General features: G+C 61.0%; 4 protein-coding genes and 1 pseudogene. 3 read left to right on the forward strand and 2 right to left on the reverse strand.

What is annotated here, in order from left to right; translation table 11 throughout:
• Positions 1-114: 114 nt before the first annotated feature.
• From lapG to PCOSP_RS00910, 3 genes and pseudogenes are all read left to right on the forward strand, one after another.
• Positions 115-738, forward strand: coding sequence for a cysteine protease LapG (gene lapG / locus PCOSP_RS00900; protein WP_241801691.1), 624 nt, complete (start codon positions 115-117; stop codon positions 736-738).
• 14 nt (positions 739-752) lie between these two features.
• A pseudogene (lapD, locus tag PCOSP_RS00905) lies at positions 753-2,698 on the forward strand (cyclic di-GMP receptor LapD).
• An 814-nt stretch (positions 2,699-3,512) separates the two neighbouring features.
• The gene (locus PCOSP_RS00910; protein ID WP_464710095.1) at positions 3,513-3,872 is read left to right on the forward strand and encodes a DUF6124 family protein; all 360 of its coding nucleotides are present in this window, start codon (positions 3,513-3,515) and stop codon (positions 3,870-3,872) included.
• Between the two features lie 136 nt (positions 3,873-4,008).
• Here PCOSP_RS00910 and PCOSP_RS00915 read toward each other — a convergent pair whose 3' ends face one another.
• On the reverse strand, positions 4,009-4,347 hold the full coding sequence (locus PCOSP_RS00915) for a hypothetical protein (RefSeq protein ID WP_041021529.1): 339 nt from the start codon (positions 4,345-4,347) through the stop codon (positions 4,009-4,011).
• 121 nt (positions 4,348-4,468) lie between these two features.
• The gene (locus PCOSP_RS00920) at positions 4,469-17,701 is read right to left on the reverse strand and encodes a retention module-containing protein (protein WP_464710096.1); all 13,233 of its coding nucleotides are present in this window, start codon (positions 17,699-17,701) and stop codon (positions 4,469-4,471) included.
• Between the last annotated feature and the right edge of the window lie 96 nt (positions 17,702-17,797).

The following is a 17,797-nucleotide window of genomic DNA, read 5'->3' on the forward strand; positions in this document are numbered from 1 at the left end:
TCACCATCCCACGCATCCTCAACGGCCTTTTCTGGACGCATTCCCTTGGCTGCACCTTCCCCTGCCCTCAGGTCCCTGCGCTGGCTGTGTTCGGCATTGTTGCTGGCCGGCCTCATGCTGGGTGGCCTGCGGGCCGACTGGGACTTTGCGCAGATCAGCCGACGGGCGCAGGCACTGTACGGGCCGCTGGGTGAAGGGCAGCAGCGGATCGATGCCTGGCAGCACCTGCTGGCGACCGAGAAGCAGACGCCTGAGCTGGAGCAGCTCAAGGTGGTGAACCTGTTCTTCAACAAACAGGTGCGCTACGTGGAAGACATCGACCTGTGGCATGAGGTCGATTACTGGGAAACCCCGATCCAGGCGTTATGGAAGGGCGCCGGCGATTGCGAGGACTACGCCATCGCCAAGTACTTCAGCCTGCGGCATCTCGGGGTGTCCAGTGACAAGTTGCGCATCACTTACGTCAAGGCGTTGCGACAGAATCGGGCGCACATGGTGCTCACCTATTACGCCACGCCCGAGGCGATGCCGCTGGTGCTCGACAGCCTGATTGATGCTATCCAGCCGGCCAGCCAGCGAACCGACCTGCTGCCGGTCTACTCTTTCAATGCCGAAGGGCTGTGGCTGTCGGGCGCCAAGGGCAACAAGAAAGTCAGCGACACCAAGCGCCTGTCCCGGTGGCAGGATGTGTTGAAGAAAATGCAGGCCGAAGGTTTTCCGGTCGAGACGACTAACTAGGAGCACGCGCTCAGATGTCTTTGTTCAAACAACTGTTGATCGCTATCTGTCTGTTCCTGGTGGTTGCCTTCAGCGGCAGCTTCATGGTCAGCCTGGAGAGCTCGCGGGCCCAGTACGTCAATCAGCTGCGCTCTCATGCCCAGGACGCGGCCACGGCGCTGGCGTTGTCCCTGACGCCGAACATCGACGATCCGGCGATGGTGGAGCTGATGGTCAGTTCCATCTTCGACAGTGGCTACTACGCCAGCATCCGTGTGGTCGACGTGGCCACCGACAAGACCCTGGTCGAGCGCACCGGCACGCCGGACGCCGGCAGCGTGCCGCAGTGGTTCGTCAAGCTCATCGGTCTGGAGCCGGCCGGTGGCGATGCGATCGTCAGTCGTGGCTGGGAGCAGGCGGCGCGGGTCGAAGTGGTCAGTCACCCGATGTTCGCGCTTGCCAAGCTGTGGCAGAGCGCACTGGGCAGCCTGGGCTGGTTGCTGCTGTGCGGTGCCGTGAGCGCGGTGCTGGGGGCCTTGCTGCTGCGTCGCCAGCTCAAGCCATTGGATTACATGGTGCTCCAATCCCAAGCCATCGCCCGGCGCGAATTCCTGAGCCTGCCGGAGCTGCCGCGTACCCCTGAACTGCGCCGCGTGGTGCAGGCGATGAACCAGATGGTCGAGAAGCTCAAGGCGTTGTTTCAGGAGCAGGCCGAGCGCAGTGAAAAGCTGCGGGTCGAGTCCTACCAGGACAATCTCACAGGGCTGGCCAATCGGCGTTATTTCGAAATGCAGCTCAATGCCCGGGTGAGCAACCCGGAGCAAGCCAGTTCCGGTTATCTGTTGTTGTTGCGGGTCCAGGACCTGGCCGGTCTGAACCAGCGCTTGGGTGGGCAGCGCGCCGACCAATTGCTCAAGGCCGTGGGCGAGCAGTTGTTGCGCGAGTGTGCCCGATACCCGGAAACCCAGAATCTGGTGACACGTATCCGAGGCGGGGAATTCGCGGTGCTGGCGCCGGGGCTGGTGCGCGAGGAAGCGCTGCAACTGGCGCAGAATCTCGAAGTTGCACTGGCGAGCCTGCATGCCACCGGCGCGACCGACGTGGCATCGGTGGCCGCGATCGGGCTGGCGCCCTTCGTCCATGGTGACTCGCCGCAAGCGGTGTTGCAGCTTGGCGACCAGGCCCTGGCCCAGGCCGAAAGCCAGGGCGAGCCGGGCTGGGCCTGTCTGGAGCACAGTGCTTCGGCCAGTATCGGCGACGATCATCATGCCTGGCATACGCTGCTTGACCGGGCGCTGGACAATCAGCGGTTCGAGCTCTACTTCCAGCCGGTGGTGGCTGCCCAGGACACTCAACTGGTGCTGCATTACAAAGTACTTTCCCGGTTGCTCGACGATCAGGGCCAGACCATTCCCGCCGGGCGTTTCCTGCCTTGGCTGGAGCGCTTCGGTTGGACGGCGCGCCTGGACCGCTTGATGCTCGAGCAGGTGCTGCGGCAAATGGCTGGGCACGAAGAGGCCCTGGCGCTGAATCTATCCTCTGCCACCCTGGCCGACCCGCAGGCACTGAACAAAGTCTTTGAGGTCTTGCGGGCCCATTCCAACCTCGGGTCGCGCCTGACCCTGGAAATCGGTGAAGAACAGTTGCCCGAGCAGGCGGTGCTGGAGCAACTGACTCGACGTTTGCGTGAGCTTGGTTTTTCCTTGAGCCTGCAGCGTTTTGGTGGGCGTTTCAGCATGATCGGCAATTTGTCGCGGTTGGGGTTGGCCTATTTGAAAATCGATGGCAGTTATATCCGGGCTATTGATCAGGAGAGTGATAAGCGTCTGTTTATCGAGGCTATCCAGCGTGCTGCCCACAGTATCGACCTGCCGTTGATTGCCGAGCGGGTGGAGACGGAGGGGGAGTTGGCGGTGATTCGGGAGATGGGGTTGTTTGGGGTGCAGGGGCAGTTGGTGGGGGGCCGCGGCGTTGGGATTGAGTACATATCCGTTGCTGCGGTAATGGCTGCTGGCGGTTCCGCCCTTACGGCGGGTTACTTTGGCAAACGCCGGAATGCCGGCCCAGCCCAAAGTAACCAAAGGTCTGTGCCCCACCACTCGGCACCTCGCCAAGGCGAGGTGTTCCCTCACTCCGGCATTGCTCCGTGGGCCCGCCGCGAAGGGCCATCCATGGCCCAGCGCGGCTAACCCGGCATCCATGCCGGGTTGCCCACTACGCAATGCCTGCGTTCGGCCAGCGTGGTTAATGGGGCCTTCAGATCAAAAGCAGAGCAAAAGCAAAAGCGAGGCGGCCTTTGGGCCGGCCTATTTCTTGCGGCTGACCTCAATACCCCCTGTGGGAGCGGGCTTGCTCGCGAAGGCGGCCTTACAGCCAACCTGTCTCTCCGGACGTACCCCGATCCACTGTGGGAGCGAGCCTGCTCGCGATGACGCCAGCCCAGACAACACAGCCCTTGGGGTTATGCAGAGAACAGCCAGGTCCTAGGAGATTTCCTTCAAGTTGTGGCGAAGTTGGTGAACTTGTCCGGCGTCGGGCTCATGGCTAGTCTGGGTTTGTCACTGAAAAAACGGTGACACCGGCGTGCAAGCCGGTTAAAAGAACGTCCTATATCTCACTAGCCGTCTATCGTGCCTTCGTGCTCGTTTTTATGGCAGCTATGTGTGGGAGACCTTCGGGTCTGCCGAGGTCTTGGGCGTTGTCTTACTCGGTCTTGCACACTCGCACATAGCTGCCACCCTTCATCGCGTGCAAGCGAGCCGGGGTGGCTCTGAATTGAATAGGAAGCCCAAGCCATGTTCAAACCTACGCCTAACCCTCCACAGTCGTCTTCCAAATCCCGCGTCGAAACCCTGCAAGCCAAAAAACTCGACGAAGCCGCCGAACGCGCCCTCGACTATTACCTCAAGCCCAAACCCGTCGACGAGTCTCCATCCGGTCAGCTCTTCGTCGTCGCTCCGGACATCGATACCGAAACCCTGCTGGCCAACGCTTCCGAAGACTTGCTGTCCATCAGCGCCATTGCCGCTGACCTGGCCGACGATGTCGACGGTTCGCGTCGCAGCGTGATCCTGGCGATCAGTCGGATGGCCGATGGGGTGCATCTGTTGGTGGAGCGGGCGATGGACCGGCTGGAAGCCCAGGCGTCGGGCTGAGAGGTTTTCGGTGGACTGAAGATCGCTATCGCGAGCAGGCTCGCTCCCACAAGGGATGGGTGTTGCCCCGGTTATTGCGGTGAGCACCGATCAACTGTGGGAGCGAGCCTGCTCGCGATGGCGTCAGTCCAGGCGTCTAGATCAAGCCCTTTTCATCATCATCGATCAATCGGCTCAGCCCGCCCAAGGCTTCCCGGGCCTGGTTGCGGTCCATCAGCTTGGCCTGGGCGGCAGGGGGCAGGTCGGTGACGCGGATGACGCCTTTGCTGGTCAGCACCTGAATCAAGTCGTCGAGTACCCGGATCATCTCCAGGTCGCTTTGCTTGAGTTGCTTGAGGCTGTTTTCCACGGCTTGGTTGGCGAACCAGTCCTGGATCTCGTGGTTGTCGGCCGGCAGGGTTTCGGTGGCTTCGGCATAGGCGATGGCTTCTACGCGCACCAGCAGGCCTTGTGCATCGCGTTGCACATAAAACATCGGGCATCCCTCATGGATTAAGCAGCGTCATGCCGAGCAGCATAGGCCAACTGTGCGCGAGTATGAACCCTTATCCCATGGCGAGGGAGCAAGCGCCCTCGCCATGGGTTTTGTGTCAGGTTCAGCTGTTGTTGTGATCGACCTTGATGGTCGGGTCACTGCCGGCGATCAACGTGTTCAGGTTGACGTTCGACCAGTTGTTGCCTTCCAGCTTGATCGTCACGTCCGGCGCTGCCGATGTGCCGTTGGCCCCGTTGAACTGGCCGGTGGTGCTGACCTGCAACGACGACACCCCATCGACCGTACTGATCTGCAGGAAGTGATCAATGGTGCTGCCGGATTCGCCTTGCAACAGATCCCGCAGGTCGATCCGGTCGCCATCGGCAGCCTTGAAGTCCTTGATCACGTCGTTGCCGGTGTCCCCGGCCTTCCAGACAAAGGTATCGCCGCCCAGGCCACCGATCAGCGTGTCATGACCCTGACCGCCGATCAGCGTGTCGTTGCCAGTACCGCCGAGCAGGATGTCATTGCCCTTGCCGCCGTTGAGCGAGTCGTTACCGCCCTGGCCGAAGAGAATGTCGTTGCCGCCGCCACCCAGCAGCGTGTCGTTGCCATCATGGGCACCGGACACGTCGAACGCGGTGTAGTGCTCGGTGATGTATTGGTGCACGTTGCTGGTGGTGACTTTGCTGACATCCACGCCGCTCTGCTGGGCCACGAACGCCTGGATGGCCTGGTAGCCTTCGCCAATGACGCCGTTGAAGCTCACCAGGTCGCCGAAGAGGATGTCGTTGCCTTCGCCACCGTTGACCGTGTCGGCACCCGGCAGGGTTGCTTCGGTGTGGCCGATGATCGAGTTGGCCAGGTTGTTCGGGTCGATGTTGGTCTGTGGTGTGCCATCCGAGTCGTACGGCTTGAGGTCGTTCAGGGTGACGTCATTGTTCAGGCCAATGGCTTCGACATTGCTCAGGCCCTTGAGCAGGGTGAAGCTGGCGCTCGAACCCGTCGCGGCCCAGGAGTCGGCGTAGCCGCTACCGTCCACGTAGGAGAATTCGAAGGTACCGTTGCCCTCGGCATGCACCGTACCGACATAGTTGTCGTTCCAGTTCCTGCCGTTCTTGGTCGACAGGTACATGTCGCCGTTTTCGTAGATGGTGTATTTGTGCGTGCTGTCGATCGTCTGGGTGTAGTACTTGCCAATGGAGTAGTTGGCCGCACTCAAGACGTCATCGAGCTTGACGGTGCCGTACAGCGTCGGGTTCGTCTGTTCGCCGGACTGGTAGAGCGTCGGCTGGCCGTCGGTGATGAAGTACGTCAGGTTCTTCGCGTCGGTATTGCTCAGGGCCTGGGTGCTGTTGAAGAAGTTCGCCGTGGTCTTGAACACGTCTTCGTAGTTGGTACCGCCGCCGGAGACCATCGAATCGATGACGTTCTTGAGCAGCGTCAGCGCGTTCGGGTCATTGAGGTTCACCGCAACGTTCTTGTTCACCTGGTTGTCGAAGTCCGCCAGGAAGATGTTCACGGTCCCGGAGTTGCTGCCCAGGCTCTGCTTGAGGGTATTGAACACCTGGGTCAACGAGTTCTTGGCTGCGGCAATGGACGACGAACTCATGCTGCCGGAGCTGTCGACCATGAATGCGATGTTGTAGTTGACGCCTGGCACGACGGTCAGCCCGCCAATGTCGGCAACCATGATGTCGTTGCCATCGGTGCCGGTGACGTTGTCACTGCCCGAGGTCGCGGTCACGGCGTTGTAGACCGCCGGGTACACGGTAACCGGGATGTGTGCGGTGGTCACCGCCGACCCGCCGAGGGCTTCCGTGGACGTGGAGGTTACAGTCAGGTCCAGGTGACCGTTGTAGTAGGCCGGTGGCGTCAGGGTCAGGCTGCCCAGGTTCCAGCCGCTGACCGTGGCTTCGCCGTTGCTGCCCACGGTCGCGGTGTGACCCGCGCCGTCGGTCAGCACGCTGCCTTCGGGCATGCCGCCGATCTTCACGCTCAGTTTCTCGGAACCGTCGGTGTCGGTCAGGGCGGTGGTGATTTTCGACAGGTGCACGCTGGTGCCTTCGGCGCCTTCGTTGAGCTTGTAGCCGTCGTAGTAGCCTTCGCCGTTGGTGCCGTGCAGGTCCGAGACGGTTACGCCGGCGTTCGCCAGATCGGTCACGCTGGTGTACAGCGGCACACCCGCGCCGCTCAGGTCGATAGGCGTGCCGCCATTGACCGACAGGTTCACGTCATAGCTGCCCGGGCCGCTCTGGTTGTGGTGATAGATATCGAGGGTGTAGTAACCGCTGGTGGTCGGCGTGAACGAACCGTTCAACTTGCCGCCCGCGCCCCAAGTGATAGCTGCCACGTCCTTGCCGCCGACGGTGACCAGCAAGCTGTCGTCGCCGGTGCCGCTGAAGGTGTAGGTCTTGCCCGCTTCGAGGTAGATCAGGCCCGATGTCTTCGAGGCCGTGCCGGCGTTCACGTTGCTGTCGGACTGCACGTTGGTCACGGTGCTGGTGCTGTTCGGTGTGCCGGCAGCATCGATCACCGACTTGAGCGTGCCGGACGGCGCGCCGCTGCCGTCGGTGCCCAGGCCCGACAGGCTGGTCCAGACTTCCTTGATCAACCCGGTGGAGGTCACGTTGTTGTCGGCCACACTCAGGCTCGGTGCATCCGCCACCGGGGTGATGTCGATCTTCACGGTGCCGGTGTTGCCCAGTGTCTGGCCGTCGGTGGGCTGGAACTGGATCTGTGCGTAATCGGACTTCTGATCGCCCACGCCGGTCGGGTTGCCGTTGGCGCCGGATTCGTTGGCGTCCGGTGTGAAGCGCAGCTTGCCGCCGTCGATGTCAGCCTTGGTGAAGGTCTGGTTGCTGGTCACGTCCTTCCAGGTCGTGCCGTCCAGGTACTGCAACTTGCCGTCGCCTGGCAGGCCGGTGATCTTCACGCCCTGGCTGGCGGCGGCACTGTCCACGTCGCTGACGCCAAAGGTCGACCAGCCGAGAACCAGCGAAGTGTCCTCGGTACCGGTCACCGTGCCTCCGGTGGCAACCGGCGCATCGTTGACCCCGACCACGTTCACGGTGGTGGTGGCGGTGTTGGAGACGTTGCTGCCATCGGTCACTGTCACGGTGATGATGCGCGGGACACTGCTCGGGTCGTCGCTGTTGTTGGTGAAGGTGATGTTCTTGATCTGCTGCATGTAGTCGGCCAGCGTCGCGTTGCCCGACATCGTCAGCGTGACGGTGCCATTGGTGCTGTTGGCGTTGATACTGATGCCGTTGACGCTGTTGCCCAGGTTCAGCGCATCGCCCGGCTGACGGTTGGTCAGCACGACGGTGGCGCCGGTCAGCATGGTGCTGTCCGGGTCGGTTATCTTCAGGTCGGTATCGCCAATCGACACGCCCGGGCCCGCGGTGCCTTCGGTGAAGGTGACCTGGTAATCGGCTCCGGTCTTGCCGCTGGAATTGTTGGCATCCAGGTCGAGTACCGGTGGTGCGTCGTTGTCGATGATCGAGGTACTGACGCTGCCATTGGTGTTGCTGATCGCCAGGTGCTCGAAGTTACCACCGGTCGCGGAGTCGATCTTGACCACGAAGTTTTCCGTGCCTTCGGTGATCTTGTCGTCCAGCGTCGCCACGTTGAAGGTCGTGCTGGTGGCGTTGGCTGGGATTTTGACGGTGTAGACGCCAGTGAAGTCCGTGCCGTCGGCCGCAGTGCCGCTGTAGACGAGCTTGAGGGTCACCTCGGTCTGCGCCGGGTTGGTCAGGCTGACGGTGTAGGTCGCGGCCTGGCCTTCGGTGACCGACGAGCTGCCACTGATGCTGACGGTGGTGTCATCGACCGTGTCGGTGACGGCGGTCACCGCTGGCGCGGTGCTCGGCACCAGGTGCTCGAAGTTGCCGCCGGTGGCGGACTGGATCGTCGCCTGGACATTGCCGGCATCCTGATAGACATCGTCCTTAGGTGCGTCGACGGTGACAGTACCGGTGGTCTTGCCGGCATCGATATTAATGACCGCGCCGTTGCTCAAGGTCACGGTAACCGGTGTGCCGGCGGCATGGGTCAGGGTCGCGGTGTAGGTGATCTGACCACCCTCGGCAACCGTGCCGGTGGCGCTCAGGCTCAGGCCGGTGTCGTCCTGGACATCGGTGACCGCGGTATTGGCCGGTTTGCCGTCGATGTCGAGTTTTTCGTAATTGCCGCCCTTGGCGTCGTCGATCTTGACGCTGAGGCTATTGCCGCCAGCGAGGGCATCATTCGGTGCGATGAAGTTCACCGAACCGGAGCTCGCGCCGACCGGGATGGTGATGGTCTGGCCGTTCGACAGGGTGACAACCAGCGGAGCATCGGTCACTGGTGCGTTGACCGAAGCGGTATAGACGACAGTGCCGCCTTCCGCGATGGTCGACGTGGCGCTGAGCGAAACGGTGCTGGTGTCGAGGGTGTCGGTCACGGTGGTGACGGCCGGGGTGGTGCTTGGCACCAAGTGCTCGAAGTTGCCTCCGGTGGCGTGGTCGATGCTGACTTCGACTTTGCCGGCGTCTTTGTAGACGTCGTCTTTCGGCGCATCAACGGTGACGGTGCCCGTGGTCTTGCCGGCGTCGATGGTGATGACGGCGCCATTGCTCAAGGTCACGGTGACCGGCGTGCCGGCGGCATTGGTCAAGGTCGCGGTATAGGTGATCTGGCCACCCTCGGCAACGGTGTCGGTGGCACTCAGGCTCAGGCTGGTGTCGTCCTGGGCGTCGGTGACCGCGGTGTTGGCCGGCTTGCCGTCGATGTCGAGTTTTTCGTAGTTGCCGCCCTTGGCGTCATCGATCTTGACGCTGAGGTTGTTGCCGCCAGCGAGGGCGTCGTTTGGCGTGACGAAATTCACGCTGGCGCTGCTCGCACCGACCGGGATGGTGATGGTCTGGCCGTTCGACAGGGTGACAACCAGCGGAGCATCGGTCACCGGTGCGTTGACAGACGCGGTGTAGACAACGGTGCCGCCTTCAGCGACGGTCGACGTAGCACTGAGCGAAACGGTGCTGGTGTCGATGGTGTCGGTGATTGTGGTGACGGCAGGCGTAGTGTCCGGCACCAGATTCTCGAAGTTACCGCCGGTCGCACCGGTAATGGTGGTGCTGACGGTGCTGCCGTTGTTGTAGACGTCGTTGGCAGGCGTATTGACTGCAACAGTGCCGGTGGTTTCGCCAGCGGCGATGGTGATCACCGAGCCATTGCTCAGCGTCACGGTCACTGGCGTTTGCGCGGCGTTGGTCAGCGTGGCGGTGTAGGTGATCTGGCCGCCTTCGGTGATGGTCTCGCTGGCGCTCAGGGTCAGGCCAGTGTTATCCACCGAATCAGTGATCGTGGTAACCGCAGGCGTCGTGTCCGGAACCAGGTTCTCGAAGTTACCGCCGGTTGCGCCGGTAATGGTGGTGCTGACGGTACTACCATTGTTGTAGACGTCATTCGCAGGTGTATTAACCGCAACGGTGCCGGTGGTTTCGCCGGCTGCGATGTTAATCACCGAGCCGTTGCTCAGCGTCACGGTCACTGGCGTTTGCGCCGCGTTGGTGAGCGTCGCGGTATAGGTGATCTGGCCGCCTTCGGTGATGGTTTCGCTGGCGCTCAGGGTCAGGCCAGTGGTGTCCACCGAATCAGTGATCGTGGTAACCGCAGGCGTGGTGCTTGGTACCAGATTCTCGAAGTTGCCGCCGGTCGCACTGGTGATGGTGGTGCTGACGGTGCTGCCGTTGTTGTAGACGTCGTTGGGCGATGTCTCGACGGCAATGGTGCCGGTGGTTTCGCCCGCAGCGATATTAATGACCGAACCGTTGCTCAGTGTGACGGTGACTGGTGTTTGAGCGGCGTTGGTCAGGGTGGCGGTGTAAACAATCGAACCACCTTCGGTGATGGTTTCGCTGGCGCTCAAGGTCAAGCCAGTGGTGTCCACCGAGTCGGTGATCGTGGTGACGGCTGGCGTGGTGTCTGGCACCAGGTTTTCGAAGTTGCCGCCAGTTGCGCCAGTGATAGTGGTGCTGACGGTGCTGCCATTGTTGTAGACGTCGTTGGCAGGCGTATTGACTGCAACAGTGCCGGTGGTTTCGCCCGCAGCAATGTTAATGACCGAACCGTTGCTCAAGGTGACGGTCACTGGCGTTTGAGCGGCGTTGGTCAGCGTCGCGGTGTAGGTGATCTGACCACCTTCGGTAATGGTTTCGCTGGCACTCAGGGTCAGGCCAGTGTCGTCCACAGAATCGGTGATCGTGGTGACCGCAGGCGTCGTGTCCGGAACCAGGTTCTCGAAGTTACCGCCGGTGGCACCGGTGATGGTGGTGCTGACGGTGCTGCCGTTGTTGTAAACGTCGTTGGCAGGCGTATTAACCGCGACGGTGCCAGTGGTTTCGCCAGCGGCGATGTTAATCACCGAGCCGTTGCTCAGCGTCACGGTCACTGGCGTTTGCGCCGCGTTGGTCAGCGTCGCGGTATAGGTGATCTGACCACCTTCGGTGATGCTCTCGCTGGCACTCAGGGTCAGGCCAGTGTCGTCCACCGAATCAGTGATCGTGGTGACGGCAGGCGTAGTGCTTGGTACCAGATTCTCGAAGTTACCGCCGGTTGCGCCGGTAATGGTAGTGCTGACGGTACTGCCGTTGTTGTAGACGTCGTTGGGCGATGTCTCGACGGCAATGGTGCCGGTGGTTTCGCCCGCAGCAATGTTAATGACCGAACCGTTGCTCAAGGTGACGGTCACTGGCGTTTGAGCGGCGTTGGTCAGCGTTGCGGTGTAAACAATCGAACCACCTTCGGTGATGCTCTCGCTGGCACTCAGAGTCAGGCCAGTGTTATCCACCGAATCGGTGATCGTGGTGACGGCTGGTGTGGTGTCTGGCACCAGGTTTTCGAAGTTGCCGCCAGTTGCGCCAGTGATAGTGGTGCTGACGGTGCTGCCATTGTTGTAGACGTCGTTGGCAGGCGTATTGACTGCAACAGTGCCGGTGGTTTCGCCAGCGGCGATGTTAATCACGGAGCCATTGCTCAGCGTCACGGTCACTGGCGTTTGCGCGGCGTTGGTCAGCGTCGCGGTATAGGTGATCTGCCCGCCTTCGGTGATGCTCTCGCTGGCGCTCAGAGTCAGGCCAGTGTCGTCCACCGAATCAGTGATCGTGGTGACCGCTGGTGTGGTGTCTGGCACCAGATTCTCGAAATTGCCACCGGTGGCACCGGTAATGGTGGTGCTGACGGTACTGCCGTTGTTGTAGACGTCGTTGGCAGGCGTATTGACTGCAACAGTGCCGGTGGTTTCACCGGCAGCGATGTTGATTACTGAGCCATTGCTCAGCGTCACGGTCACTGGCGTTTGCGCGGCGTTGGTCAGCGTTGCGGTGTAAACAATCGATCCACCTTCGGTGATGCTCTCGCTGGCGCTCAGAGTCAGGCCAGTGTCGTCCACCGAATCAGTGATCGTGGTGACGGCAGGCGTAGTGTCCGGAACCAGATTTTCGAAGTTACCGCCGGTCGCACCGGTGATGGTGGTGCTGACAGTGCTGCCGTTGTTGTAGACGTCGTTGGCAGGCGTATTGACTGCAACAGTGCCAGTGGTTTCGCCCGCAGCAATGTTAATGACCGAACCGTTGCTCAAGGTGACAGTCACTGGCGTTTGCGCGGCGTTGGTCAGCGTTGCGGTGTAAACAATCGATCCACCTTCGGTGATGCTCTCGCTGGCGCTCAGAGTCAGGCCAGTGTCGTCCACCGAATCAGTGATCGTGGTGACGGCAGGCGTAGTGTCCGGAACCAGGTTTTCGAAGTTACCGCCGGTCGCACCGGTGATGGTGGTGCTGACGGTGCTGCCATTGTTGTAGACGTCGTTGGCAGGCGTATTGACTGCAACAGTGCCGGTAGTTTCGCCAGCAGCGATGTTAATCACCGAGCCATTGCTCAGCGTCACGGTCACTGGCGTTTGCGCCGCGTTGGTCAGCGTCGCGGTATAGGTGATCTGGCCGCCTTCGGTGATGGTTTCGCTGGCACTCAGGGTCAGGCCAGTGTCGTCCACCGAATCGGTGATCGTGGTGACCGCAGGCGTCGTGTCCGGAACCAGGTTTTCGAAGTTGCCGCCAGTTGCGCCAGTGATAGTGGTGCTGACGGTGCTGCCATTGTTGTAGACGTCGTTGGGCGATGTCTCCAGAGCAATGGTGCCGGTGGTTTCGCCGGCGGCGATGGTGATGACCGAGCCGTTGCTCAACGTCACGGTGACCGGGGTTTGGGCTGGGTTGCTCAGGGTGGCGGTGTAAACAATCGAACCGCCTTCAGTGATGTTCTCGCTGGCGCTCAAGGTCAGGCCAGTGGTGTCCACCGAATCGGTGATCGTGGTAACCGCAGGCGTAGTGCTTGGCACCAGGTTTTCGAAATTGCCGCCAGTTGCGCCAGTGATAGTGGTGCTGACGGTGCTGCCATTGTTGTAGACATCGTTCGCAGACGTATTCACCGCAACGGTGCCGGTAGTTTCGCCGGCTGCGATGGTAATCACCGAGCCGTTGCTCAAGGTGACGGTCACTGGTGTTTGAGCGGCATTGGTCAAGGTAGCGGTGTAGGTAATCTGGCCGCCTTCGGTGATGGTCTCGCTGGCGCTCAGGGTCAGGCCAGTGTTATCCACCGAATCGGTGATCGTGGTGACCGCAGGCGTAGTGTCCGGGACCAGGTTTTCGAAGTTACCGCCGGTCGCACCGGTGATGGTGGTGCTGACAGTGCTGCCATTGTTGTAGACGTCATTCGCAGGCGTATTCACCGCAACGGTGCCGGTAGTTTCGCCAGCAGCGATGTTGATCACCGAGCCGTTGCTCAGCGTCACGGTCACTGGCGTTTGAGCGGCGTTGGTCAGCGTCGCGGTGTAGGTGATCTGACCACCTTCGGTAATGGTTTCGCTGGCACTCAGGGTCAGGCCAGTGTCGTCCACCGAATCGGTGATCGTGGTGACCGCAGGCGTCGTGTCCGGAACCAGGTTTTCGAAGTTACCGCCGGTCGCACCGGTGATGGTGGTGCTGACGGTGCTGCCGTTGTTGTAGACGTCGTTGGCTAGTGTCTCGACATTGACGCTGCCGGTGGTTTCGCCCGCTGCGATGGTGATGACCGAGCCGTTGCTCAAGGTGACGGTGACTGGCGTCTGCGCGGCATTGGTCAGCGTTGCGGTGTAAACAATCGAACCACCTTCGGTGATGCCTTCGCTGGCGCTCAGGGTCAAACCAGTGGTGTCCACCGAGTCAGTAATGGTGGTAACCGCAGGCGTGGTGCTCGGCACCAGATTCTCGAAGTTGCCACCAGTCGCACCGGTAATGGTGGTGCTGACGGTGCTGCCGTTGTTGTAGACGTCGTTGGCAGGCGTATTGACTGCAACAGTGCCGGTGGTTTCACCGGCAGCGATGTTGATTACTGAGCCATTGCTCAGCGTCACGGTCACTGGCGTTTGCGCGGCGTTGGTCAGCGTTGCGGTGTAAACAATCGATCCACCTTCGGTGATGCTCTCGCTGGCGCTCAGAGTCAGGCCAGTGTCGTCCACCGAATCAGTGATCGTGGTGACGGCAGGCGTAGTGTCCGGAACCAGATTTTCGAAGTTACCGCCGGTCGCACCGGTGATGGTGGTGCTGACGGTGCTGCCGTTGTTGTAGACGTCGTTGGCTAGTGTCTCGACATTGACGCTGCCGGTGGTTTCGCCCGCTGCGATGGTGATGACCGAGCCGTTGCTCAAGGTGACGGTGACTGGCGTCTGCGCGGCATTGGTCAGCGTTGCGGTGTAAACAATCGAACCACCTTCGGTGATGCCTTCGCTGGCGCTCAGGGTCAAACCAGTGGTGTCCACCGAGTCAGTAATGGTGGTAACCGCAGGCGTGGTGCTCGGCACCAGATTCTCGAAGTTGCCACCAGTCGCACCGGTAATGGTGGTGCTGACGGTGCTGCCGTTGTTGTAGACGTCGTTGGCTAGTGTCTCGACATTGACGCTGCCGGTGGTTTCGCCCGCTGCGATGGTGATGACCGAGCCGTTGCTCAAGGTCACGGTCACTGGCGTCTGCGCTGCGTTGGTCAGGGTCGCTGTGTAAACAATCGAACCGCCTTCAGTGATGGTCTCGCTGGCACTCAGGGTCAGGCCAGTGTTATCCACCGAGTCAGTGATCGTGGTGACCGCAGGCGTAGTGTCCGGGACCAGGTTTTCGAAGTTACCGCCGGTCGCACCGGTGATGGTGGTGCTGACGGTACTGCCGTTGTTGTAGACGTCGTTGGGCGATGTCTCGACGGCAATGGTGCCGGTGGTTTCGCCCGCAGCGATGGTAATCACCGAACCGTTGCTCAGTGTGACGGTGACTGGTGTTTGAGCGGCGTTGGTCAGGGTGGCGGTGTAAACAATCGAACCACCTTCGGTGATGGTTTCGCTGGCGCTCAAGGTCAAGCCAGTGTCGTCCACCGAATCGGTGATCGTGGTGACCGCAGGCGTCGTGTCCGGAACCAGGTTTTCGAAGTTACCGCCGGTCGCACCGGTGATGGTGGTGCTGACGGTGCTGCCGTTGTTGTAGACGTCATTCGCAGGTGTATTAACCGCAACGGTGCCGGTGGTTTCGCCCGCAGCAATGTTAATGACCGAACCGTTGCTCAAGGTGACGGTCACTGGCGTTTGAGCGGCGTTGGTCAGCGTTGCGGTGTAAACAATCGAACCACCTTCGGTGATGCTCTCGCTGGCACTCAGAGTCAGGCCAGTGTTATCCACCGAATCGGTGATTGTGGTGACGGCAGGCGTAGTGTCCGGAACCAGGTTCTCGAAGTTACCGCCAGTCGCACCGGTGATGGTGGTGCTGACGGTGCTGCCGTTGTTGTAGACGTCGTTGGCAGGCGTATTGACTGCAACAGTGCCGGTGGTTTCGCCAGCGGCGATGTTAATCACGGAGCCATTGCTCAGCGTCACGGTCACTGGCGTTTGCGCCGCGTTGGTCAGCGTCGCGGTATAGGTGATCTGCCCGCCTTCGGTGATGGTTTCGCTGGCGCTCAGGGTCAGGCCAGTGTTATCCACCGAATCGGTGATCGTGGTGACGGCTGGTGTGGTGTCTGGCACCAGATTTTCGAAGTTGCCGCCAGTTGCGCCGGTGATGGTGGTGCTGACGGTGCTGCCATTGTTGTAAACGTCATTCGCAGGTGTATTAACCGCAACGGTACCGGTGGTTTCACCGGCAGCGATGTTGATCACTGAGCCGTTGCTCAGCGTCACGGTCACTGGCGTTTGAGCGGCGTTGGTGAGCGTCGCGGTATAGGTGATCTGGCCGCCTTCGGTGATGGTTTCGCTGGCGCTCAGGGTCAGGCCAGTGTTATCCACCGAATCGGTGATCGTGGTGACGGCTGGTGTGGTGTCTGGCACCAGGTTTTCGAAGTTTCCGCCAGTTGCGCCAGTGATAGTGGTGCTAACGGTGCTGCCATTTTTGTAGACGTCATTCGCAGGCGTATTCACCGCAACGGTGCCGGTAGTTTCGCCTGCAGCGATGTTAATCACCGAGCCATTGCTCAGCGTCACGGTCACTGGCGTTTGCGCCGCGTTGGTCAGCGTCGCGGTATAGGTGATCTGGCCGCCTTCGGTGATGGTTTCGCTGGCGCTCAGAGTCAGGCCAGTGTTATCCACCGAATCAGTGATCGTGGTAACCGCAGGTGTCGTGTCCGGCACCAGGTTTTCGAAGTTGCCGCCGGTGGCACCGGTGATGGTAGTGCTGACGGTACTGCCGTTGTTGTAGACGTCGTTGGCTAGTGTCTCGACATTGACGCTGCCGGTGGTTTCGCCCGCTGCGATGGTGATGACCGAGCCGTTGCTCAAGGTCACGGTCACTGGCGTCTGCGCTGCGTTGGTCAGGGTCGCTGTGTAAACAATCGAACCGCCTTCAGTGATGTTCTCGCTGGCACTCAAGGTCAGGCCAGTGGTGTCCACCGAGTCGGTAATGGTAGTGACGGCTGGCGTGGTGCTTGGCACCAGGTTTTCGAAGTTACCGCCGGTTGCGCCGGTAATGGTGGTGCTGACGGTGCCGCCATTGTTGTAGACGTCGTTGGCTGGCGTCTCGACATTGACGGTACCCGTAGTTTGACCGGCAGCGATGGTGATAACCGAGCCGTTGCTCAAGGTTACAGTGACTGGGGTCTGGGCCGGATTGGTCAGCGTGGCGGTATAGGTGATCTGGCCGCCTTCGGTGATGTTGTTGGTGGCGCTCAGGGTCAGGCCTGTGGTGTCTACCGAATCAGTGATCGTGGTGACCGCAGGCGCGGTGCTTGGCACCAGGTTTTCGAAGTTGCCACCGGTCGCACCGGTGATGGTGGTGCTGACGGTACTGCCGTTGTTGTAGACGTCGTTGGTCGGAGTGTCGACGGCAACGGTGCCGGAGGTCTGGCCCGCAGCGATGGTAATGACCGAGCCATTGCTCAAGGTCACGGTCACTGGGGTCTGTGCCGGGTTGGTCAATGTCGCGGTGTAGGTGATCTGCCCCCCTTCGGTCACCGTCTCGCCTGCGGTCAGGGTGACATTGGTGGTGTCGATGGTGTCGGTGATCTGGGTCACGGCTGGCGTGGTGGGCAGGGTCACGGCGATACCGCTGCCACCGGTGGTGCCGGTCACGGTCACGCTGATCTGGCTTGGGTCGTTGTAGACGGTGTCGTTCGGTGCCAGTGGGACGTTGACGCTGCCGGTGGTTTGTCCGGCGGAAATCACGATCACCGAGCCATTGGACAGGGTTACCGTCAGGTCGGTAAGGGGCGCCTGAGTAACGGTCGCGGTATAGACCAGCACGCCACCGGCCTCGGTCAGGGTCGGGGTGGCGCTCAGCGTCAGCGTTGAATTGATCAGGGTGTTGGCAGTGGTATTGGCGTTGGCATTGGTGGCCAGGCCGGTGATGTTGTTATTCGCGGCGTTGGTCGCGCCCAGGCCTTCAGTTGGGAAACCGACAGTCGGGTCGACGCTGCCGGCCGTGGCATCCAGCACGACAACGCTGTGGCCGCCACCGGCGGAACCACCGGTACTCGTTTCGCCCGCTCCGGCGGCGGTGGCTTCGAGGGCTGTAGTCGGGTCGACACCGGCTGCGATGGCCTGCTGCAGTTCTTCCACCGACGGCGCGGCCTGGGCAGTGGCCTGTTCGAGATCAGTGGATGAGTCTGGAGTGTTGGCGCTCCACTGGGTGTCTCGGCCCAGATCGAGGGTGCGGCCATCGGCCAGGTCCAACGTGACGGAGCCGGCAGGACCGGTGTCCAACTGATCGCCTGTAAACAGACGATCACCTTCAATGAGCACGCGCCGGATACCCTCCGGGGACACGGCGAAAACCTGACCGACAATGCTTTTGACGACGGCAATAACGCTGCTCATTGATGACTCTCCGGATGCCACGTTCAGTAAACTTCCATGGGCCCGCAAGCTGTGGATAGCGGCGGTCTGGACGTTTTGGCTTTACTTGATAAGGTT

The organism is Pseudomonas sp. MAFF 730105 (assembly GCF_055380705.1).

What these genes read in the sequence shown, in the direction of transcription:
- lapG (WP_241801691.1), top strand. Translation starts at nt 115, where the DNA reads ATGCTGGGTGGCCTGCGGGCCGACTGGGACTTTGCGCAGATCAGCCGA.
- PCOSP_RS00910 (WP_464710095.1), top strand. Translation starts at nt 3,513, where the DNA reads ATGTTCAAACCTACGCCTAACCCTCCACAGTCGTCTTCCAAATCCCGC.
- PCOSP_RS00915 (WP_041021529.1), bottom strand. Translation starts at nt 4,347, where the DNA reads ATGTTTTATGTGCAACGCGATGCACAAGGCCTGCTGGTGCGCGTAGAA.
- PCOSP_RS00920 (WP_464710096.1), bottom strand. Translation starts at nt 17,701, where the DNA reads ATGAGCAGCGTTATTGCCGTCGTCAAAAGCATTGTCGGTCAGGTTTTC.